This window comes from Pseudomonas sp. VE 267-6A (assembly GCF_024126555.1).
In the GTDB taxonomy this organism is placed as follows: domain Bacteria; phylum Pseudomonadota; class Gammaproteobacteria; order Pseudomonadales; family Pseudomonadaceae; genus Aquipseudomonas; species Aquipseudomonas palmensis.
On record NZ_JAMYBY010000002.1, the window covers coordinates 1 to 21,437 of the forward strand.

Consider the following 21,437-nt stretch of genomic DNA (forward strand, 5'->3'; position numbering starts at 1 on the left):
TGACCACCGGGCCGTACACCGCGCACGCGGCGAACTTCGCCCATGTGGGGCCCAAGAGCCTGGCCGGGACCTTCCCCGAGCCGCCCAAGCCGGGCAAGGGCAACCTGGAGCTGTTCAACCTGTACGCCAATGCCAAGGGCATCCAGGCCGGCGATTACGAAGTGACCGATGCGCTGGGCACGGTGCTCGAGGGCAGCCTCGATGGCCAGGGGTTCAATGCCGTGTCGGGGGTTGCGCCGGGGCCGGCGTGGGTCAGGTTTGGTCTCGATACGGTCAACACCTGGAGCCTTGGCAGTTTTACCAAGGGCCTGCCCTGGCCGAGCCTGTCGGCCCTCGAAGAGGGCACGCCGTCGATGCTCGGTGCGATGCTCGACAAGCTCAAGCCTGATCCTGGCGGCAGCCTGATCGAAGAGGCCAAGCAACTCGCCGGCAAGGGCATGCATGCAGCAAAGGCCGGCAGTGACTTGCTCAACACCGGCCAAAGCGCGCTCCAAGGCATGCAGCAGATGCGGGGCGCAATGCAGGGCGGCATGGGTGGGCTGGCACAGCGGGTCAGCGCTTCCAGTGCCGTCGGTTCTACGCTGCCTGCCGCCTCGGCCGCGCTGAGTGCGGCGGGCCTGGCCGGCCTGCCAAGGTTGCCAGTACCCAAGCTGGCTGAACTCAAGGCTCACAGCTTGAACACTGTTACCGATTTGCTGCCAGGTGAACTGATCTCATGACTGAACATACCTACGCTTGCGACGACCACTCCCGCGCCTCGCAGGTAGCCATCACCCCGCTTCGCGAAATCCACATAGAAGACGTTGGTCGTGGCGCCGTGGTCTTCGATGCCTGGCTACGTGAGGTCAGTGCCAGTTTTGCCACCCTTGAGCGCATCAGCGGTGTCGCCGGCAGTGTGCCCATGGCAGGCAATATCATTGCCTTGGTCGACGCGCTGGGGGATGTTGTCGCGCTGGCGCGCAGCAACGTACCTGAGCCCTTTGATTGCGCGAGCTTCGGGCTCAACCTGATCGGTCTGGTGGCTTCCCCTGCGAGCATGACCGCAGCACGCATGGCCTTGCGCCCGATGCTGTTCATCGTGCGCCAGGAGGGCAAGCGGGCGCTGGGTGATGCGCTGATGGAGCTGATGGCGGGCCACTTGAATGCTGACATCGTCGGTAGCCTGGATGACTTCGTCGAGCAGTCCCAGGGCAATCTCAAGGAGGCGTTGGCCCAGGCAGCAATCCTGGGCGAACAGATCATTCTCGACATCGCCTCAGGGCTCGGTGCTTTGGTTGCCGGCACTGCTGTGGGTGTGGCTAGCCCGGTCTCGGCGCCAGCTGGAAGCCGGCTTGTCCACGACCCGACGGCGAGCATCGACAACTATCTCCGGGCAGCCTTTGATGCCTACAAGGCGGCCGGCAAAGGCATGACCAGTGCTGCTGTCAGCGTTGCACTGGGGGACGAGGGCAAAGCTGGCCTACTGGCGCAGATTGCGCGCCTGCGGGAACTGGCGCCACAGGTGCGTGCTGAAATCCTTGAACTTTCCGATCCCGGCTGCCCTTGCTCCATTGAAGGCCTGCGCATGAAGCTGGCCAGCAGCGTAGAGCAATGGCGCACGCGCAACCCCCAGGTTGTGGTGGCCAACGTCAAGACCGCGGCCATCAGCACGGCCCAGCACCAGGCTGCCGACGGTAAGGTCGAAACGCAGAAGATGCAGAGCCCGGCGAGCCTGGAGGCCAACCAGTGCAAGAATGGCGCGCCCACCAGCACGTGCAACCGCATCAACTTCGCCTCGGGTAGCGAGACGCTTCAGCACATCGACTTCAGCCTGCCGGGGCCGTTTCCGATCGTGTGGACGCGTACCTATCATTCGCGCCTCGATGCCCTCGACAGCGCCAGCCTGGGCGCACGCTGGATCACCGAATTCACCACGTGCATCGATGTGCTGGATGACGGCGTGCTGTTCCACGACGTGGATGGCCGCAGCCATGCCTACCCGCTGCCCAAGATCGGTATGTCGCACTATGACCCGGTGGAGTACAACGCCCTGGTGCGCACCACCGACAGTCAGCTGATTCTCATGCGCGGGCTGGGGCGCAAGGAAACCTATGAGCGGGCAGGGGGGCGCTTCCTCCTCACGCATATCGTGCTGCGCAGTGGCGCAGGAGCCATGCTGCATTACGAGCACCGTCATCAGGGGCGCCCGGTACTCTCGGACATCAACACCTACCAGGAGAATGACCCTGCCAAGGTACACCTGCAACTCGGCACCGTGCTTGACGGGCATGGCCGTATCCAGGGGCTCTGGCAGGTGGTCGATGGCAAGCCGCTGCGCCAGCTCTGCGCTTATCACCACGATCGGCTTGGCGACCTGGTAACCGCCCAGGACGAGCATGGCGCTGCCTGGCAGTACGCGTACCAGCACCACCTGATCACGCGCTATACCGACCGTACCGGTCGTGGTCTCAACTTGCGCTGGGACGGCAGCGGCCCTCGCGCCAGGGCCGTGCACGAATGGGCAGACGACGGCAGCTTCGAGACTCGTCTCACCTGGGATGAACACATTCGTCTGACAACGGTGACTGACGCGTATGGCCAGCAGACCCGTCACTATTACGATGCGCAGGGCTACACCTATCGTATCGAGTACCCGGATGGGCGCTCGGAGTGGCTGTTTCGCGACCAGCGCAAGAACCTGATTCGTCACCTTCATGCCGACGGCAGCCAGGATCGTTTTGCCTACGACGAGCGAAGCAACCGGCTGCAACACATTCGTGCCGACCATAGCGTGGTGCATTACGCGTACAGCGACGATGATCAGCTGATCAAGGTTCGGGATGCTGAAGGTGGGCTGTGGCGACGGGACTACGACGAGCGCGGCAACCTGGTAGAGACGGTCGACCCGCTGGGCAACAAGACCGAGTTTGCCTACACCGCCACAGGCCAGGTCAAGGCAATCAAGGATGCTCACGGCAACGAGAAAAAACTCGGGTACAACGAGGCCGGGCAGATGCTCGAATACACCGACTGTTCGGGCAAGACCAGCCAGTGGCACTACAACGAATTCGGGCAACTGGTGGAAACCGCCAATGCGGCGGGCGACAAGACGCAGTACGAATACAAGGCGGGGCAGTTGGCCAAGGTGATTCATCCAGACAAAACCGAAGAGCGCTTCGAGCGTGACGCCGAAGGGCGCTTGCTCGCGCACCTGGATGCGCTGGATCGCTGTACTACCTGGTCCTATACGGCTGCCGGTCTGTTGGCTGAACGGGTGGATGCGAAGGAGCACACGTTGCGCTACCAGTGGGACAGGCTGGGGCGGTTGCTCAGCCTGGAGAACCAGAACGAGCAGTGCGCGTTTTACCAGTACGATCCCATGGGACGTCGAGTGGCAGAAACCGGCTTCGATGGTGTGACCGTCCGTTATCGGTACGACCCCTGCACTGGGCGCCTGGCGAGCAGCCAGGTGGGGCAGCGCCGCATCGATTTGCACCACGACCGCATGGGTCGGTTGATCGAGCGCACAGCGCGCCTTGGCGATCAGCGCCAAACAGAGCGCTTTGCCTACGACGGCAATGGCAAGGTGCTGCAGGCGATCAACGACTCCAGCACACTGCAATGGTTCTATGACGACGCGGGCAACCTGACCCGTGAGCACCAGCATTACCTGGCAACGGGTACGCCGATGGTAGCGGTGTGGCTGCACGAGTACGACGCACTCAACCAGCGAATCGCCACCACGCGCCCGGATGGCCACAAGGTCAGCTGGCTGACTTACGGCAGCGGCCATCTCTTGGGCATGCGACTTGACCAGCACGAAATACTGGCTTATGAGCGCGACGATCTGCATCGCGAAGTCGCCCGCCATCAGGGCAACAAACTAACGCAAACGCAGGTATGGGACGCGCTGGGGCGTCCGCAAGAACAGTTGCTCACCAGTCATGACGGCCAATCCATTCTGTGCAAGCGCGAGTATCAATACGACCCGATCGGTCAACTGACAGACATCCTCGATACCCGTCGTGGTCACCTGGCCTACCAGTACGATCCGCTAGGCCGCCTGCTGCAGGCCAACAGCCGCCTGGGTGAAGAAACCTTTGCCTTCGACCCGGCCGGCAACCTGACGGACAAGGCGCGGCAACTGCATCGCCCGCTGGATAACGATGCCAGCTCCCACAAGGTGATGGACAACGTGCTGCGCGAATACGCGGGCAGCCGCTACACGTATGACGAGCGCGGTAACCTTGTGCAACGCTTGCACAACGGTGTGCCTGCCCACTTCAGCTGGGACTTGTTCAATCGCCTGGTGCGCTACAGCGACGACAGGCTCAGTGTGGAATACAGCTATGACGCCCTTGGTCGGCGGTTGCACAAGCATGCCGTCGCCCATTACAAGGACAAGCCCGAGGCCGGCACCGGCTGGAATGCAATGCAGCGCAGCAAGCGTCAGCGTGAGCTGCACTGCGGTTTCACGCTGTACGGATGGGACGGCGAAACCCTGGCCTGGGAAAGCGCATTGCCCCTCGACGAGGGCGACACAGGCCGTACCGTTCACTACCTCTACGAACCGGGCCGCTTCGTGCCGGTGGCTCAAGCGTTGCACAAGCGCTCGATACGCCTGCTCAGGCAACCCGACTGGCAGGGCCGTCAATACGACATCGACCAGGACCCACTCTGGCAGGCACTGCCCACTGCGCCAGCGTTCGACGTCATTGCCTGGTACCACTGCGACCACCTGGGCACACCAATGGAAATCACCGACCACAACGGCAATGTTGCCTGGACGGGGCAGTACAAGGTGTGGGGTGAGGTTCGTGAAGAGCGCTCGTCGTGGGCCGCGCAGCATGGCGTGGGCAATCCGATTCGTTTTCAGGGGCAATACCACGACCCTGAAACGGGGCTGCATTACAACCGATTCCGTTACTACGAACCCCGCATGGCGCGCTATGTGTCGAGAGACCCGATCGGGATGCTGGGTGGGTTGAACGTGTACAGCTATGTGAGCAACAAGCCTGTTATGCGGGCTGACCCGTTGGGGCTGTTCGACCTGAACATGCCAGGCGTCGCGGAGCGCGCTTCACTGGGAAGTTGGATGTTGCAGAATGGTGCGACACCGGATGAGGTTTCCCGGGCGATGGCGCCGCCGCCGGCCAAACCTATTATGACGGGGGAGTGTAGGGCTTCTGCTACTGCTGCGGTAGGCACGGGCGTCTCGTTCGGTATGAGTGCAAACGAAAAAACCGGTGCGGCGGGGCAGGTGGCTATACCCGTTATGAGTGTAGGTGCTCGTGCGACTGCTAGTTGCGGTTTCAAATTCTCTGATCCTGACTCGAAGTCGTTGCCGGCGGCAGCGGGAGTTGGGGTAGCGCTAGGTATCATCCAGATTGATGTCACGCAGACCTCGACGTGGCCAGAACTGTATGTAGGTTTCGGGGCAGGAGTGGGGCCTGAGATCAAGACGCCTGCCAGCCCCGCTGTTTCAATTCCATTGTTCTAGGTGGTTTATGTGTGATGTATTGCAGTTCTTCCGTATTTTTTTATTTGTCCTCGGTGGGGTGTTTGTGGCGGCATCCGTCATTTATGCCAATCATTGTTGCAAGAAAAAAGGTATCAATATGAATACCTTTTCAGGCCTTTTTGAAATGTGGGGCATGGTCTTCAGGTTTGAAAACAAAAAACTGTCGATATTGATGCTGACAGCCGCCTTTGGGGGGCTGTGCGTAGCAGTCATTATTCTCGTGTTAACTTTGTGGGGGCAGAGCCAAGGGTGCATTTTTCCAATCAATGACAGATCAATGCGTTAAACATATGGATCGGAAGCCATCATGTGGTTTGGAGGTTTCTGATCCTGATGCAAAGGAGTCAACGTAGGTGTGGGAGTAGGAATGGCGTTGATTCAGGGGTGTTTTAGGCAACCCTCAACCAGTCCGAGCTTTATGTTTATGGGTGGCCCTGAAGTTAAAGCTCCTGCCGGTCCAGGTGTTACGTTTTTTTAGGTAGTAGGTTATGTGCGACGTAATACAGTTCGTTCGGATTTTTTTGTTTGTTATTTGTTGGGTTTTGTTGGTTTCTGCTGTGTTGTATGCAAGCGCGTACAGTAAAAAAAATGGCATCAACATGAATGCGTTCTCAGGTATGTTAGAGGTGTGGGGCAAGGTTTTTAAGTTTGAGAGCAGGAAGCTGTCCATCCTCCTGCTGACTGCGGCCTATGGGGGGCAGCTATAGGTATCGTTATTCTTGCGTTGACAGTATGGGGGCAGAGCCATGGGTGCGACTTTAAACTTAATTATAGATCAATGCGGTAAGCAATCAAGTTGATGAAAGGCGGAGTGTAGGTAGGGGCTTAGGTAGTTGCCGAGGGCGCATGATCCTGATCAGGTTTAGGCGAAGGTACCGCGTCGAAGGCGCAACGCATTAAACTGCCGCCGACAACCGCCACTGCGACATTAACAAGGGACCCTTAGATGACGACATTCACTTATCAGGACGGCCAGTACGTTGAAGTTGCTGGGGCGCATCTCTATTTCTCACTGTAATTATTCCACTGAAGGATTGAGGGTGTATTGTGTGTTTTTGGATGGCTTTATTGATAGAAACAATTTTCTGGTTTTTGTTTGGGGTGGTTTTTTTAACGGTTTTTTATGCGAATTCATACTGCAAGCGTAATGGCATAAATATGAATACCTTTGCAGGGCTTTTTGAGGTTTATAGGCATGCTTTTTCATTTAAAAATAAGATGCTTTCGTGTGTGGTCCTTACAACTGTTTACGGCGGAGCAGCCGCAGGAGTCGGGCTAGCTTCTCTGGTGTTTTACGCGCGATCTCAGGGGTGTGCGCTTGATGTAGTGGTTCATTTAGGGTGAGTGGAAGGGGGAACAAGAGCTGAAGTTTGGCTCGGCAAGTACTTTTGCTGGTGCGTGTTTGGCGCCGAAGAACTGTGCTTTAAGTCTGTGCTTTGTAGTTGGTGGTTGGTTTGGTGGGTGGGCCATATTTCAGCAGTGCCATGCGGTGATGTAACGCAGTTCGCTTTATGGTCAATGTTCTATCTTGGCGGGCGAGCTTGGGGGTACTGAAAGTTTATATATTGTTTAGGGTATGCCATTATAAATGTGTAGCATGATCCAGTTTTTTCGCATTTTTTTGTTTGTTTTTTGTGGTCTGCTCATGGCGGTTGCGGTGATTTACGCAAACCAATGCTGCAAGAAAAAAGGCATCAATATGAACACTTTTTCTGGCATGTTTGAAATGTGGGCGATGGTTTTCAAGTTTGAGCATAAAAAGCTGTCATTCATCATGTTGACTGCAACCTATGGCGGGGCACTCATGATTGTCGCTATTTTCGTACTGACCCTTTGGGGGCAGAGTAAGGGTTGTGTCTTTCCGATCAATGACAGGACGATGCGTTAAGCAAAGGACTTCATACCTGGCAATGAGGGCATCGGGGTACCGCGTCGAAGGCGCAACGCATTAAACTGCCGCCGACAATTGCCACCGCGACACAAACAAGGGACCCTCAAATGACGACATTCACTCACCAGGACGGCCAGTACGTCGAAGTTGCCGGGGCACGCCTCTATTGTGAACAGCAAGGCAACCCACAGGGCCCGGCACTGGTTTTTCTGCACGGTGGTTTTGGCGACATCGAAACCTTCAATGCCATCACGCCAGCCCTGGCCGAACGTTATCGCCTGATCGGCATCGACAGCCGCGGCCAGGGCAAATCGACCCTGGGGCACCTGCCGCTGACCTACCAGCGCTTGCAACTGGATGTGGAGGCGGTTGCCCGGCAGTTGGGGCTTGAGCGCTTCAGCCTCGTCGGCCACAGCGATGGCGGCATTGCAGCGCTGCGCATCGCGGCTGCCGGGAGTGCTGGCATCGACAAACTGGTGACGATCGGTGCCCACTGGCAACTGAAAGCGGATGATCCCGTGCGCGGCATGTACAGCCGCGTGACCGGCGCGCGCTGGCGTGAGCTGTTCCCGCACAGCTACGAGCGCTACCTGCAGTTGAACCCCGAACCCGATTTCGACCGCCTGGCCGTGGCGTTGCGCGAGCTGTGGCTGGATTCAGGCGAGCAGGGCTACCCGAATGAAACGGTGTGCGGCATCACCGCCGATTTGCTGGTGATTCATGGCGATGAAGACCGCCTGGTAACGCGGGCCAACGCCTGCGAGCTGGCCGATCGGGTGGCGAATGCGCAACTGCTGAACATCCCGTTTACCGGGCATTCGCCGCACGAGGATCACCCCCAGTGGGTAATGCCTGCGCTCAAGGCACTGCTGGGCCTGTAACATGACGCTGCCGTTTGCGCGCCGCGCGGCTTGATCCGGCCTTAAGTGTTCAAGGAGTACCCACCATGCAAGGCTTCCATTGCGCCACCTGTGGCGAGTATCACGACGAGCTGCCCACCACCTTCGGCGCGCCAGCCCCTGCCGCCTGGTATGACCTGCCGGAGGCAGAGCGCGAGCAGCGTGCGCCACTGTCCAGCGATCAGTGCATCATCGATGACACCCACCACTTCGTGCTCGGGCGCCTGGAAATCCCGATCATCGGCTCACCCGAGCCGTTCGTGTGGCTGACCTGGGTGACGGTCAGCGAGGCGGATTTCTACCGCACCAGCGAACTGTGGGAAACCCCAGGTCGCGAGCGCGAACCACCTTATGCGGCACGTGTGCAAAGCGAGTTCCCCTATGAGGTTTCGACCCTCAACCTCAAGGCTACGCTGCAGACCCAGGCCCTGGGCGACCGCCCACTGGTGTTCGTGGACGCGGGCGATCACCCGCTCGCCCTGCAGCAAAACGCCGGCATCACCCTCGATCAGGCCCGGCAACTGGCCGAACGCTGCCTGCATCCGTGAACAGGTCAGCGCCTCACGCACTGTCAGTTACAGTCATTAACTTGTAACTTTCGGTCATTGAGCCTCACTTCCAGGCGCATTACTGTCCCTCACAGATAACCGACGGGCCCCGCTGCACGCAGTGAGGCGCCCGCATTCCGTGATCAGTTCGCTGTGGAGTTCACCATGACCGCCGCTCAATACCCGCACCTGCTTGCCCCGCTGGACCTGGGCTTCACCACCCTGCGCAACCGCACCCTGATGGGCTCGATGCACACCGGCCTGGAGGAGAAACCCGGCGGTTTCGAGCGCATGGCGGCGTACTTTGCCGAGCGCGCCCGTGGTGGCGTCGGCCTGATGGTCACTGGCGGCATCGGGCCCAACGAAGAGGGCGGTGTGTACTCCGGCGCGGCCAAGCTGACAACGGCCGAAGAAGCGCAGAAGCACCGTATCGTTACCCAGGCGGTACACGAGGCCGGCGGCAAGATCTGCATGCAGATCCTCCACGCCGGGCGCTACGCCTACAGCCCCAAGCAGGTGGCCCCCAGCGCGATCCAGGCGCCGATCAACCCGTTCAAGCCCCGCGAGCTGGACGAAGAGGGCATCGAGAAGCAGATCCAGGACTTCGTCACCTGCGCCACGCTGGCCCAGAGCGCCGAGTACGACGGCGTCGAGATCATGGGGTCCGAAGGCTACTTCATCAACCAGTTCCTGGCCGCCCACACCAACCATCGCACCGACCGCTGGGGGGGCAGCTACGAGAACCGCATGCGCCTGGCCGTGGAGATCGTGCGCCGGGTGCGCGAAGCGGTCGGCCCGAACTTCATCATCATCTTCCGCCTGTCGATGCTCGACCTGGTGGAAGGCGGCAGCAACTGGCAGGAGATCGTGCAGCTGGCCCAGGCCATCGAGCAGGCCGGCGCCACGCTGATCAACACCGGCATCGGTTGGCACGAGGCGCGTATCCCGACCATCGCCACCAAGGTGCCGCGTGCCGCGTTCAGCAAGGTCACCGCCAAGTTGCGCGGCGCGGTGCAGATCCCGCTGATCACCACCAACCGCATCAACACCCCGGAAGTCGCCGAGCAGATCCTTGCCGAAGGCGACGCCGACATGGTGTCGATGGCACGCCCGTTCCTGGCCGACCCGGACTTCGTCAACAAGGCCGCCGCCGGGCGCGGCGACGAGATCAACACCTGCATCGGCTGCAACCAGGCCTGCCTGGACCACACCTTCGGCGGCAAGCTGACCAGTTGCCTGGTCAACCCGCGGGCCTGTCATGAAACCGAACTCAACTACCTGCCGGTGGCCCAGCCCAAGCGCATTGCCGTGGTCGGCGCCGGCCCGGCCGGCCTGGCCGCCGCTACCGTGGCCGCCGAGCGTGGCCACCAGGTGACCCTGTTCGACTCGGCCAGCGAGATCGGCGGGCAGTTCAACGTGGCCAAGCGCGTGCCGGGCAAGGAGGAGTTCTTCGAGACCCTGCGCTACTTCAAGCGCAAGCTGCAGACCACCGGCGTGGAGCTGTGTCTGAACACCCGCGTCAATGTCGAGCAACTGGTGGAGGGCGGCTACGACGAGATCATCCTTGCGACCGGCATCGCGCCTCGCCTGCCGGCCATCGACGGTATCGATCACGCCAAGGTGCTGAGCTACCTGGACGTGCTGCTGGCGCGCAAGCCGGTGGGGCAGAAGGTCGCGGTGATCGGTGCCGGCGGCATCGGCTTCGATGTGTCGGAGTTCCTGGTGCACCAGGGCGTTGCCACGAGCCAGGACCGCGAGGCGTTCTGGAGGGAGTGGGGCATCGACACCCGGCTCGAAGCGCGCGGCGGCGTGGCGGGCATCCAGGCCGAGCCCCATGCTCCGGCGCGCCAGGTGTACCTGTTGCAGCGCAAGAAGACCAAGGTTGGCGACGGGCTGGGCAAGACCACCGGCTGGATCCACCGCACAGGCCTGAAGAACAAGCGGGTGCAGATGCTCAACAGCGTCGACTACCTGAAGATCGACGACGCCGGCCTGCATATCCGTATCGCCGAAGGCGAGCCGCAGGTACTGGCGGTGGACAACGTGGTGATCTGCGCCGGCCAGGACCCGCTGCGCGAGCTGCAGGATGGCCTACTGGCCGCCGGGCAGTCGGTACACCTGATCGGCGGCGCGGACGTCGCCGCCGAGCTGGACGCCAAGCGCGCGATCAACCAGGGTTCACGCCTGGCGGCCGAGCTGTAAAGCGGTGGCGGGGGTGCGCTGGTAGACTGCGCGCTCCCGTTCTGCCGAGCCTGTTCGATGTCTGCCGCTTTCGATGACCTGCCACTGGCACCCCTGCAACCGCTGGCCCTAGGCTGGCTGGCGCGCGCCGGGGTCGAGGTGGCAGTGCTGCGTCTGGACCTCATCGACCCGCTGATCAGCGGCAACAAATGGTTCAAGCTGCAGGGGCACCTGCGCCTTGCCCATGCCCGTGGTGCCCCGGGGGTGATCAGCCTGGGCGGCGCCTATTCCAACCACCTGCATGCCCTGGCGGCGGCCGGCAAGCGCTTCGGCTTTGCCACGGCCGGGCTGTTGCGTGGGCACCCGCACAGCAATCCCACCGTGCACGACCTGCAAGCACTGGGCATGCACCTGCACTGGCTGGGGTACGCCGGATACAGGGCGCGGCATCAGGCGGATTTCTGGCAGCCCTGGCAAGCCCTCTACCCGGCATGGCATTGCGTGCCCGAAGGCGGCGCGGGGCCACTGGGCACCGAAGGCTGCGCACAGATCGTGACCCAGGCGCGGGCGCAGCTGGCGGCCGTGGGCTGGGCCGATTACGACGCCTGGTGGCTGGCGGTGGGCAGCGGTACCACGCTGGTGGGGCTGGCCCAGGCCGAAGCGGGCGCCCACCCGGTGCACGGCGCGCTGGCCGTGCCGCCGGGGCATGGGGTGGAAGGCGAGGTCGAGGTGCTGGCGCCGGGCACTTACCGCCTGCACGACGCCAGCCGGGGCGGCTTTGCCAAGGTCGACCCGGCCTTGCTGGCATTCATCCAGGCCAGCGAGGCCGAATCGGGCCTGCCACTGGAACCGCTGTACACCGGCAAGGCGTTGTTGGCCCTGCAGGAGCGTGTGCTGGCTGGCGCGTTCGTGGCCGGCACGCGGCTGATCTTCGTTCACACCGGCGGCTTGCAGGGCCGCCGCGGGTTCGCCTAGTCAGTCACCTTTTTGCGGCAGCATGCGCAGCAGGGTGTTATCGCGGACCACGTAGTGATGGTAGAGGCCGGCCAGTGCGTGCAGTCCGATCAGCCAGTAGCCCAGTGCGCCGAACCACTCGTGCCAGCCCTTGACGAACTTGGCCAGGTCGGTGTCCGGTGCTACCAGGGCGGGCAACTCCAGGCCGAAGAACGGGATCGGCTTGCCAGCCGCGCTGAGTATCACCCAGCCGGCCAGCGGCAGGCCGATCATCAGGGCGTACAGCGCCCAGTGCATCAGGTGCGCAAGACCCGTCTGCCAGGCCGGCGGCTTGGGTTCGATGCGCGGGGTGGGGTGGGTGACCTTCAGGATCAGGCGCAGCCATACCAGCACGAACACGCTCAGGCCGAGCATGAAGTGCAGGCTTTTCATCAGGTCGCGCTCGGCGCTGTCCTTGGGGAAGATGCCGCGCAGTTCGATGCAGGCGTATACCACCGCCAGCAGAATCAGCATCAGCCAGTGCAGGGCGATCGACAGGCTGCCGTAGCGTGCCTGCGTATTGGTCAGGGTCATGGTGGTTCCTCATATCGGTCAATCAGGTCAATGGCCGCGCTCTTGATGGCGCTGTGCGGATAACTCTAATCGCTTGCGCGTGCCCTGCACCTGCGCTGGGGCAAAAAAGTGTGCTAGCGGGCCTTCAGACCCTTGCCGAGCAGGTAGTCGACCAGTTGCGGGTCCTCGATACGGATGGCCAGGTCCATCAGGTCGCTCCTGTCGTCGGCCAGGCAGTAGGGTTTGTGCGGGTCGCAGTAGGTGCCGGTGCTGCTCATGCCGCGCTCGAGCAGCACGCTGAGGATGTCGTAGCTCACGTGCGGGGCGTCGGGCCCGTCGCGACCCTGGCGCGAAAGCTCGACCAGGATCGCTTCCATGGTTTCGCTGCCGGCCTCGGGCAGTGGCAGATGGCGGGCGACGGCCCGGCGCGTGGCGCTGTGCTCGGTCAGCACTGCGGCGTCGAAGGCGTCCATGTTGCTGTCGCTGCGCGTGAAGTAGGAGGTGTCGGCGCCGGCCTTGACCAGGGCGTCGATCAGCGAGGCATCGGCGCCCTGGGCGATGGCCAGCAGCAGCGGGCGTGGGTTGTGGTAGTCGCCGGCTTCCACCGGCGCGCCCTGGGCCAGCAGCCATTCGATGGTGGCAGTGGGGTGGTTGTGCTTGATGGCCGTGGACAGCAGCGATTCGGGGTAGTCGCCGAGCCCGACCATGGCCGGTAGCGCGGCACGCAGGTGTTGCAGCATGGCCAGCGAGGCGTTGTTTTCGAGTGCGAGGTGAAAGGCCGTGGTATTGCGGGTGACCACACCGGGTGGATACTCGCCGGGTTGGCTGCGCGGGGCCAGCCACGTGTCCAGGTCGGTGGGCGTCGCCTGGCGCCAGAAGCTGTCGCTCAGCAGGGCGAGGTCGTTGTCCTGGTCCAGACCTGGGGCAGGCGCTGCGCTGGCACTTGCGGGCCAGGCCAGGGTGACGGCGAGCGCCAGGGCGAGAAGATTGCCGGGCACGGGTGGGTTCCTTGTGCGGGTGCTGGGTGAGGGGGGGCGAGGTTAGCAGAATGTTGTCAGCGCTGGCCCCTTCGCCGGCAAGGCCGGCTCCCACGGGGGCGTACGTTCATGTGGGGGCCGGCCCAGCCAGTGCATGCTAACCCGCCAGGTTCGGCCAGGCATCGGCCACCAGAAACAAGCGTTGGGCCTCTACCCAATCCCCGCGATCCCCTGGCACCAGCCGCACCAGCAACTGCGCGGGGGCCATCGGGTCCAGCGCTTGCAGCCAGGCCTGGAACTGTTCCGTGCCCCAGGCCTGTTCCTGCGTGTACCGCGCCGGCGCCAGCCATGCCTGGCGCGGCAACGGCTGCCAGCGCCCGGGGTCGGCCTGCGCCGCAAACCGGGCCCAGTCGCGCTGATGCAGCCAGCGCCCGCGCAAGTGTTGTGGGTGCGCACCCGCCGGAGGCTGCGCCGTCCCCGGCCATGGATACAGCAGATACCCGCCCAGCCAAAGCTGAGCCGTGAAGCTGTCTATGTGCAGCGCCGCCAGTGCCTCGCGCCCCTCGGCCCGCGCCGAAATCGGCAGTTGATGGTCGTTCAGGTGCGCCAGCTTGCGGTCCAGCCGGTCATGGCAGCCAGGCCCAAGCCACTGCGCCGGGTTACGCCCGTCACCGTGCTGCGGGCCCAGGTACAGCTTGATGGCCAGCTCCAGGTGATGCACCCCGTCGCGGTCACGCAGCAGGATGTCCAGCTCGCCCAGGGTGTGCCCGCCGTCGCGGATCGGCAGGTTGGCCGCCAGCAGCTCCACCCCCGGAGCATGGCGCAACGCGAACTGCCACAGCCGCTCGTAGTACAACCCCAGGCGCCGGCTGGCGGCCTGTGCCAGCCAGGCCTGCAGGTCACGGCTGTCGTGGTCCAGCGCCAGCAGCCAGTCGCGCAGCAGCGCCGGTGCGGCCACCCAGTCGCTGCCGGCCAACGGGTGGCGTTGCGGCCAGGGCGTCACTGCGAGCATGGGGGGCGCAAGGATTACCCACGCCAGGTCCCGCACCGGGGGCTGGCGCAGGCGGTTGGGCAGGTCGCAAAGGTCTGTAAAGGGCATCATCCTGCGAGCATAGCCGCCCGCCCCGGCGCCTTGTGCAAAAAACTGCGGCGTTTGCCGCTGCCCGGCGCTTTCGCCCATAATCAACGCTTTGGCCAACCGGCCCATTCAACGCCGCAGTGCCCCGCAGGAGCCCCATGGAGCAATTTCGCAATATCGGTATCATCGGCCGCCTTGGCAGTTCGCAGGTGCTCGATACCATTCGCCGACTGAAAAAATTCCTGCTCGAGCGGCACCTGCACGTGATCCTCGAGGACACAATCGCCGACGTGCTGCCCGGCCACGGCCTGCAGACCTCTTCGCGCAAGCTGCTGGGCGAGGTGTGCGACATGGTCATCGTGGTCGGCGGCGACGGCAGCCTGCTCGGTGCCGCCCGCGCACTGGCGCGCCACAACATCCCGGTACTGGGCATCAACCGCGGCAGCTTGGGGTTTCTCACCGACATTCGCCCCGACGAGCTCGAGGTCAAGGTGGCCGAAGTGCTCGACGGCCACTACCTGGTGGAAAACCGCTTCCTGCTGCAGGCCGAAGTCCGCCGCCACGGCGAGGCCATCGGCCAGGGCGACGCGCTCAACGACGTGGTGCTGCACCCTGGCAAGTCCAACCGCATGATCGAGTTCGAGATCTACATCGACGGCCAGTTCGTGTGCAGCCAGAAGGCAGACGGCCTGATCGTCGCCACACCGACCGGCTCGACCGCCTACGCGCTGTCGGCCGGCGGACCGATCATGCACCCCAAGCTCGACGCCATCGTGATCGTGCCCATGTACCCGCACACGCTGTCGGGACGCCCGATCGTGGTCGATGGCAACAGCGAGCTGAAGATCGTGGTATCGCGTGACCTGCAGCTGTACCCGCAAGTCTCGTGCGATGGCCAGAACCATTTCACCTGTGCCCCCGGCGACACCATCACAGTGAACAAGAAGCCGCAGAAGCTGCGCCTGATCCACCCGCTGGACCACAACTACTACGAGGTCTGCCGGACCAAGCTCGGCTGGGGCAGCCGTCTGGGTGGTGGAGGCGACTGATGCTCGATCCCGCGCGCAGTTACGACCTGATCGGCGATGTCCACGGCTGTGCCCACACCCTGGAGCGTCTGCTCGACGCCATGGGGTACAAGCGTCAGGGCGGGGTGTGGCGGCATGCGCAGCGTCAGGCGATCTTCCTTGGCGACATCATCGACCGCGGCCCGCGCATTCGCGAGGCCCTGCACATCGTGCACGACATGGTCGAAGCCGGTCAGGCCCACTGCATCATGGGCAACCACGAATTCAGCGCACTGGGCTGGACCACGCCGGCGCTGCCGGGCAGCGGCAAACAGTTCGTGCGCGAGCACAACCCGCGCCATGCGCGGCTGATCGAAGAGACACTGACCCAGTTCGCCGACCACCCCCACGACTGGCACGACTTTCTCGGCTGGTTCTACGAGCTGCCGCTGTTCATCGATGCCGGACGCTTTCGCGTGGTACACGCCTGCTGGGACGCGCGCCTGATCGAGCCGCTGCGCCAGCAGCATCCGGACGGGCGCATCGACGAGCATTTCGTGCAGGCCTCGGCCGTGGCCGGCAGCTTTGCCCACACCGTGTGCAACCGGCTGCTGCGCGGCACCGACATGCGCCTGCCCGACGGCCTCACCCTGACCGGCGGTGACGGCCTGACCCGCGCATTCTTTCGCACCAAGTTCTGGGAGGAAGACCCGCAGACCTACGGCGATATCGTGTTCCAGCCCGATGCGCTGCCGGCCGAAGTGGCCAATGCGCCGCTCAGTCGCAGCCAGAAGAACGCGCTGCTGCGCTACGGTGACGACGAGCCGCTGCTGTTCGTCGGCCATTACTGGCGCAGCGGCCGGCCCGCACCCATCCGCGCCAACCTGGCGTGCCTGGACTACAGTGCGGTGCTCTACGGGAAGCTGGTGGCCTATCGGCTGGATGATGAAACCCGCATCGACCCGCACAAGTTCGTATGGGTGGATGTCGAACGGCCGGAGGCCAGTCAATGAGTGCGGCAATGGTGATGCGCCTGCCCCTGAGCGTCGACCTCAGCGGCTTTGTCGAGCTGCTCAAGCGCCTGCAGGTGCCGCACCGGGTCTCGGAGGAGGGCGAGGAGCAGGTACTGTGGACCGCCGACTACCTGGTGGAAGATGTTCGCCAGCTGTACCAGCGCTTTCCGGAGGGCAACGCCGATGTGCAACTGCCGCCCCTGGCGCAGCCCCCGGCCCCGCAGCGCCCGAGCCTGGCCGCGCAGGCGAAGGCCAGCAAGGCCACTGCAGCGGTGTTGCTGCTGTGCGTGGTGGTGGCGGCACTGACCGGCCTGGGCGACAACTTCGCCACCTTGAGCTGGCTGACCTTCCTGGATTTTCGCGTGCAGGGCGACTACCTGTATTTCACCCCGTTGCTGACCAGCCTCGATGCAGGCCAGTGGTGGCGCTTGTTCAGCCCGATGCTGGTGCACTTCGGCATCCTGCACCTGGCCATGAACGGCCTGTGGTACTGGGAGCTGGGGCGGCGCATCGAGCTGCGTCAGGGCACCCTGGCCTTGCTGTCGCTGACCCTGCTGTTCAGCCTGGTGTCGAACGTGGCGCAGTTCGTGTTCGGCGGGCCCAGCCTGTTCGGCGGCTTGTCCGGGGTGCTGTACGGCCTGCTCGGGCACATCTGGCTGTACCAGTGGCTGGCGCCGAACCCGGTGTATCGCATGCCGCGCGGCGTGCTGGTGATGATGCTGGTATGGCTGCTGCTGTGCCTGTCCGGGCTGATCACCCTGCTCGGCTTCGGCGCCATCGCCAACGCCGCCCACGTGGGTGGGCTGTTGGTCGGCTGCCTCAGCGGGCTCTTGGGCGGGGCACTGGCCCGGCGTAAACTGTCAGCTTGATTTTTGGAGACGCTATGTCCACTTTTGCGCAAATGATCGAAAACATCACCCCGGAGATCTACGCCAGCCTGAAACTGGCCGTGGAAATCGGCAAATGGTCCGACGGGCGCAAGCTCACCGCCGAGCAGAAGGAGCTGTCGTTGCAGGCCGTGATCGCCTGGGAGATGCAGAACCTGCCCGAAGACCAGCGTACCGGCTACATGGGCCCGCAGGAATGCGCCTCCAAGTCCGCGCCGGTGCCCAACATCCTGTTCAAGTCGGACGCGATCCATTGATCGAACTCGGCCGTGGTTCCATCAGCAAGATGACGGCGCGCCTCGCGCAGCCGGTCGTGCAATACGCGTTTCGCCTGGGCGACGTCGAAGTGCCGGTCAACCCCCTGCTTGGCAAGACCGTGCGTCTCGAATACCTGGGCGCGATCCACTGTACCCACTGCGGGCGCAAGACCAAGACCAGCTTCAGCCAGGGTTACTGCTACCCGTGCATGACCAGGCTGGCGCAATGCGACACCTGCATCATGAGCCCCGAGCGCTGCCACTACGAGCACGGTACCTGCCGTGACCCGGCCTGGGGCGAGCAGTTCTGCATGACCGACCACGTGGTGTACCTGGCCAACTCGTCGGGTATCAAGGTCGGCATCACCCGCGCCACCCAGCTGCCCACGCGCTGGCTCGACCAGGGCGCCAGCCAGGCCCTGCCGATCGTGCGGGTGGCCACCCGGCAGCAGTCCGGGCTGGTCGAGGACCTGTTCCGCAGCCAGGTGGCCGACCGCACCAACTGGCGCGCACTGCTCAAGGGCAACGCCGAGGCGGTCGACCTGGTGGCCGTGCGCGAGCAGTTGTTCGACAGCTGCAGTGAAGGTTTCAAGGGCCTGCAGGACCGCTTCGGCCTGCAGGCGATCCAGCCGCTGACCGACGTCGAGCCGATTGAAATCCGCTACCCGGTAGAGGCGTACCCGAGCAAGATCGTGAGCTTCAACCTGGACAAGAACCCTGTCGCCGAAGGCACCCTGCTGGGGATCAAGGGCCAGTACCTGATTTTCGATACCGGCGTGATCAATATTCGCAAGTACACGGCCTACCAGCTGGCCGTGCATCAGTAAAAGGACCGCCACATGCGTACCGAACAGCCGCAAGTGATCTACCTCAAGGACTATCAGGCACCCGAGTACCTGATCGACGAGACGCACCTGACCTTCGAACTGTTCGAGGACCACAGCCTGGTCCACGCGCAGCTGGTCATGCGCCGCAACCCGGCGCGCGGTGCCGGCCTGCCGGCGCTGGTGCTCGACGGCCAGCAGCTGGAACTGCTCAGCGTGGCGCTGGACGACCAGCCGCTGGGCGCTGACGACTACCAGCTCGACGACAGCCACCTTACCCTGCAGCCCACTGCCGAGCGCTTCACCCTGGACACCAGCGTGAAGATCCACCCCGAGACCAACACCGCGCTCGAGGGCCTGTACAAGTCTGGCGGCATGTTCTGCACCCAGTGCGAGGCCGAGGGCTTTCGCAAGATCACCTACTACCTCGACCGCCCGGACGTGATGAGCACCTTCACCACCACGGTGATCGCCGAGCAGCATCGCTACCCGGTCCTGCTGTCCAACGGCAACCCCATCGGCAGCGGGCCGCAGCAGGACGGTCGGCACTGGGCCACCTGGGAAGACCCGTTCAAGAAACCGGCCTACCTGTTCGCACTGGTGGCCGGCGACCTGTGGTGCGTCGAAGACACCTTCACCCGCCAGTCGGGGCGCGACGTGACCCTGCGCATCTATGTCGAGCCGGAGAACATCGACAAGTGCCAGCACGCCATGGTCAGCCTGAAGAAGTCCATGCGCTGGGACGAAGAGGTGTATGGCCGCGAATACGACCTGGACATCTTCATGATCGTGGCGGTCAACGACTTCAACATGGGCGCCATGGAGAACAAGGGCCTCAACATCTTCAACTCCAGCTGCGTGCTGGCGCGTGCCGAGACCGCCACCGATGCCGCGCACCAGCGGGTCGAGGCGGTGGTGGCCCACGAGTACTTCCACAACTGGTCGGGCAACCGCGTGACCTGCCGCGACTGGTTCCAGCTGTCGCTCAAGGAAGGCTTCACGGTGTTCCGCGATTCCGAGTTCAGCGCCGACATGAACTCGCGCACGGTCAAGCGCATCGAGGACGTGGCCTACCTGCGTACCCACCAGTTCGCCGAAGACGCCGGCCCCATGGCCCACGCCGTGCGCCCGGACAGCTTCATCGAGATTTCCAACTTCTACACCCTGACCGTGTACGAGAAGGGCTCGGAAGTGGTACGCATGGTGCACACGCTGCTGGGTGCCGAAGGCTTTCGCAAGGGCAGCGACCTGTATTTCGAACGCCATGACGGCCAGGCCGTGACCTGCGACGACTTCATCAAGGCCATGGAAGACGCCAGCGGCGTCGACCTGACCCAGTTCAAGCGCTGGTACAGCCAGGCCGGCACGCCGCGCCTGAACGTCAGCGAGGCTTACGACGCCGCTGCCCAGACCTACAGCCTGACCTTCAGCCAGAGCTGCCCGGCAACCCCGGACAAGGTCGAGAAGCAGCCGTTCGTGATCCCGGTCGAACTGGGCCTGCTCGATGCCCAGGGCAACGACATTGCCCTGCGCCTGCAAGGCGAAACGCAGGCGGGCGCGACCACGCGGGTGCTGTCGGTGACCGAGGCCGAGCAGACCTTCACCTTCGTCGACGTGGCCGCCAGGCCGTTGCCGTCGCTGCTGCGCGGCTTCAGTGCGCCGGTCAAGCTGAGCTTCCCGTACGACCGCGACCAACTCATGTTCCTGATGCAGCACGACAGCGATGGCTTCAATCGCTGGGAAGCCGGCCAGCAACTGTCGGTTCAGGTCTTGCAGGAACTGATCGCGCAGCATCAGCGCGGTGAAGCCCTGGTGCTCGATCAGCGCCTGGTCACTGCCCTGGGCAGCGTGCTGGCCAACGAGGCACTCGACCAGGCCATGGTCGCCGAAATGCTCTCGCTGCCGAGTGAGGCCTACCTCACCGAAATCAGCGAAGTGGCCGATGTGGACGCGATTCACGCGGCCCGCGACTTTGCCCGCCAGCAACTGGCCGAGCAACTGTTCGACGGGCTGTGGGCGCGCTACCAGGCCAACCGTGCGGTCTCGCGCGAAACCGCCTATGTGGCCGAGGCCGAGCACTTTGCCCGGCGCAGCCTGCAGAACATCGCGCTGTCGTACCTGATGCTCACGGGCCGGGCGCAGGTGCTGGAGGCGACGCTCGAGCAGTTCGAGGCGTGCGACAACATGACCGAACGCCTGACCGCACTGGCCGTGCTGGTCAATTCGCCGTTCCAGGACGAGCGCGCCAGGGCACTGCAAAGTTTTGCCGAGCACTTCAAGGACAACCCGCTGGTGATGGACCAGTGGTTCAGCGTGCAGGCGGGCAGCCCGTTGCCGGGCGGCCTGGCGCGAGTGCGGGCGTTGATGGAGCACCCGGCGTTCACCCTGAAGAACCCGAACAAGGTGCGCGCATTGATCGGTGCGTTCGCCGGGCAGAACCTGGTCAACTTCCATGCGGCCGATGGCTCGGGTTATCGCTTCCTGGCGGACCTGGTGATCGAACTGAACGGCTTCAACCCGCAGATCGCCTCGCGCCAGCTGGCGCCGCTGACCCGCTGGCGCAAGTACGATGCCGCGCGCCAGGCGCTGATGAAGGCCGAGCTGGAGCGCATCCGCGGCTCGGGCGGGCTGTCCAGCGATGTGTTCGAGGTAGTGAGCAAGAGCCTGGCCTGAGGTTGAGGGCAGGTTGAACAGGGGGCTGGCCTTTTCGGGGCAGCCCCCTTTTTTATGATGAAGGTGCGGGCGGACAACGCGACATCCACGATCCAGAGGCCGCGCTTAACAAAACATAACGCGTTGTACGTTGTCATCCATTTCCAAAGCCTGCTAGCTTGAGGCCAGCATTCGCGGGGCTCTAGATTGCCGCTTC

At 63.3% G+C, this 21,437-nt stretch carries 16 protein-coding genes and 1 pseudogene; 14 read left to right on the top strand and 3 right to left on the bottom strand.

Going from position 1 to position 21,437, the window contains the following annotated elements; all coding sequences use genetic code 11:
• The 8 genes and pseudogenes from NJH59_RS01860 to NJH59_RS01895 form a co-directional block, all read left to right on the top strand.
• Positions 1–719 (top strand): annotated as a pseudogene (locus tag NJH59_RS01860) (type VI secretion system tip protein VgrG); the annotation flags it as partial.
• Positions 716–5,479, top strand: a complete 4,764-nt coding sequence (locus tag NJH59_RS01865; RefSeq protein WP_253086273.1) for an RHS repeat-associated core domain-containing protein — start codon at positions 716–718, stop codon at positions 5,477–5,479. The pseudogene NJH59_RS01860 and the gene NJH59_RS01865, both read left to right, overlap by 4 nt.
• 7 nt (positions 5,480–5,486) lie before the next feature.
• A complete protein-coding gene (locus NJH59_RS01870) occupies positions 5,487–5,786 on the top strand; it encodes a hypothetical protein (RefSeq protein ID WP_146095030.1) in 300 nt (99 codons plus the stop codon).
• A gap of 1,311 nt (positions 5,787–7,097) precedes the next feature.
• Entirely contained in the window at positions 7,098–7,388 is a 291-nt protein-coding gene (locus NJH59_RS01875; RefSeq protein WP_058541357.1) for a hypothetical protein, read from the top strand.
• Between the two features lie 110 nt (positions 7,389–7,498).
• Positions 7,499–8,272: an alpha/beta hydrolase gene (locus NJH59_RS01880; protein ID WP_253086274.1), complete on the top strand. Its 774-nt coding sequence runs from the start codon at positions 7,499–7,501 to the stop codon at positions 8,270–8,272.
• 65 nt (positions 8,273–8,337) lie between these two features.
• A complete protein-coding gene (locus NJH59_RS01885; protein WP_213606027.1) occupies positions 8,338–8,838 on the top strand; it encodes a DUF2199 domain-containing protein in 501 nt (166 codons plus the stop codon).
• A gap of 165 nt (positions 8,839–9,003) precedes the next feature.
• Complete coding sequence (locus NJH59_RS01890; protein WP_054916686.1) at positions 9,004–11,040, top strand: NADPH-dependent 2,4-dienoyl-CoA reductase; 2,037 nt, start codon at positions 9,004–9,006, stop codon at positions 11,038–11,040.
• Positions 11,041–11,097: 57 nt separating this feature from the next.
• Complete coding sequence (locus tag NJH59_RS01895) at positions 11,098–11,994, top strand: 1-aminocyclopropane-1-carboxylate deaminase/D-cysteine desulfhydrase (protein WP_054916685.1); 897 nt, start codon at positions 11,098–11,100, stop codon at positions 11,992–11,994.
• On the opposite strand, the gene cybB is transcribed toward NJH59_RS01895, so the two are convergent.
• The 3 genes from cybB to NJH59_RS01910 form a co-directional block, all read right to left on the bottom strand.
• Complete coding sequence (gene cybB / locus NJH59_RS01900) at positions 11,995–12,546, bottom strand: cytochrome b561 (protein WP_058541353.1); 552 nt, start codon at positions 12,544–12,546, stop codon at positions 11,995–11,997. It abuts the gene before it with no gap.
• Between the two features lie 113 nt (positions 12,547–12,659).
• Positions 12,660–13,523: a hypothetical protein gene (locus tag NJH59_RS01905; RefSeq protein ID WP_058541352.1), complete on the bottom strand. Its 864-nt coding sequence runs from the start codon at positions 13,521–13,523 to the stop codon at positions 12,660–12,662.
• A gap of 136 nt (positions 13,524–13,659) precedes the next feature.
• Positions 13,660–14,604 carry a DUF1853 family protein gene (locus NJH59_RS01910; RefSeq protein ID WP_058541368.1) on the bottom strand — a complete coding sequence of 315 codons (945 nt, stop codon included), beginning with the start codon at positions 14,602–14,604 and terminating at the stop codon, positions 13,660–13,662.
• 134 nt (positions 14,605–14,738) lie between these two features.
• Between NJH59_RS01910 and NJH59_RS01915 the strand changes: the two genes are divergently transcribed.
• The 6 genes from NJH59_RS01915 to pepN are packed head-to-tail and all read left to right on the top strand — an operon-like array spanning position 14,739 to position 21,241.
• A complete protein-coding gene (locus tag NJH59_RS01915; protein ID WP_043864641.1) occupies positions 14,739–15,629 on the top strand; it encodes an NAD(+) kinase in 891 nt (296 codons plus the stop codon).
• Positions 15,626–16,600 (top strand): metallophosphoesterase, encoded by a 975-nt coding sequence (locus tag NJH59_RS01920; protein WP_173925093.1) that lies wholly within the window; start codon positions 15,626–15,628, stop codon positions 16,598–16,600. Before NJH59_RS01915 ends, NJH59_RS01920 begins: the two co-directional genes overlap by 4 nt.
• Positions 16,597–17,469: a rhomboid family intramembrane serine protease gene (locus tag NJH59_RS01925; RefSeq protein WP_123752325.1), complete on the top strand. Its 873-nt coding sequence runs from the start codon at positions 16,597–16,599 to the stop codon at positions 17,467–17,469. Before NJH59_RS01920 ends, NJH59_RS01925 begins: the two co-directional genes overlap by 4 nt.
• 14 nt (positions 17,470–17,483) lie before the next feature.
• Positions 17,484–17,744 carry a DUF1315 family protein gene (locus NJH59_RS01930; protein ID WP_054916681.1) on the top strand — a complete coding sequence of 87 codons (261 nt, stop codon included), beginning with the start codon at positions 17,484–17,486 and terminating at the stop codon, positions 17,742–17,744.
• Positions 17,741–18,571: a DUF2797 domain-containing protein gene (locus NJH59_RS01935; protein WP_253086275.1), complete on the top strand. Its 831-nt coding sequence runs from the start codon at positions 17,741–17,743 to the stop codon at positions 18,569–18,571. Before NJH59_RS01930 ends, NJH59_RS01935 begins: the two co-directional genes overlap by 4 nt.
• Positions 18,572–18,583: 12 nt before the next feature.
• Complete coding sequence (pepN, locus tag NJH59_RS01940) at positions 18,584–21,241, top strand: aminopeptidase N (RefSeq protein WP_253086276.1); 2,658 nt, start codon at positions 18,584–18,586, stop codon at positions 21,239–21,241.
• Positions 21,242–21,437 lie beyond the last annotated feature (196 nt).

Excerpts from the sequence above, each read along its gene's own strand:
- NJH59_RS01890 (WP_054916686.1), top strand. The coding sequence starts at position 9,004 with ATGACCGCCGCTCAATACCCGCACCTGCTTGCCCCGCTGGACCTGGGC.
- NJH59_RS01910 (WP_058541368.1), bottom strand. The coding sequence starts at position 14,604 with ATGATGCCCTTTACAGACCTTTGCGACCTGCCCAACCGCCTGCGCCAG.
- cybB (WP_058541353.1), bottom strand. The coding sequence starts at position 12,546 with ATGACCCTGACCAATACGCAGGCACGCTACGGCAGCCTGTCGATCGCC.
- NJH59_RS01875 (WP_058541357.1), top strand. The coding sequence starts at position 7,098 with ATGATCCAGTTTTTTCGCATTTTTTTGTTTGTTTTTTGTGGTCTGCTC.
- NJH59_RS01870 (WP_146095030.1), top strand. The coding sequence starts at position 5,487 with ATGTGTGATGTATTGCAGTTCTTCCGTATTTTTTTATTTGTCCTCGGT.
- NJH59_RS01885 (WP_213606027.1), top strand. The coding sequence starts at position 8,338 with ATGCAAGGCTTCCATTGCGCCACCTGTGGCGAGTATCACGACGAGCTG.
- NJH59_RS01880 (WP_253086274.1), top strand. The coding sequence starts at position 7,499 with ATGACGACATTCACTCACCAGGACGGCCAGTACGTCGAAGTTGCCGGG.
- NJH59_RS01895 (WP_054916685.1), top strand. The coding sequence starts at position 11,098 with ATGTCTGCCGCTTTCGATGACCTGCCACTGGCACCCCTGCAACCGCTG.
- NJH59_RS01930 (WP_054916681.1), top strand. The coding sequence starts at position 17,484 with ATGTCCACTTTTGCGCAAATGATCGAAAACATCACCCCGGAGATCTAC.
- NJH59_RS01865 (WP_253086273.1), top strand. The coding sequence starts at position 716 with ATGACTGAACATACCTACGCTTGCGACGACCACTCCCGCGCCTCGCAG.
- NJH59_RS01915 (WP_043864641.1), top strand. The coding sequence starts at position 14,739 with ATGGAGCAATTTCGCAATATCGGTATCATCGGCCGCCTTGGCAGTTCG.
- NJH59_RS01925 (WP_123752325.1), top strand. The coding sequence starts at position 16,597 with ATGAGTGCGGCAATGGTGATGCGCCTGCCCCTGAGCGTCGACCTCAGC.
- pepN (WP_253086276.1), top strand. The coding sequence starts at position 18,584 with ATGCGTACCGAACAGCCGCAAGTGATCTACCTCAAGGACTATCAGGCA.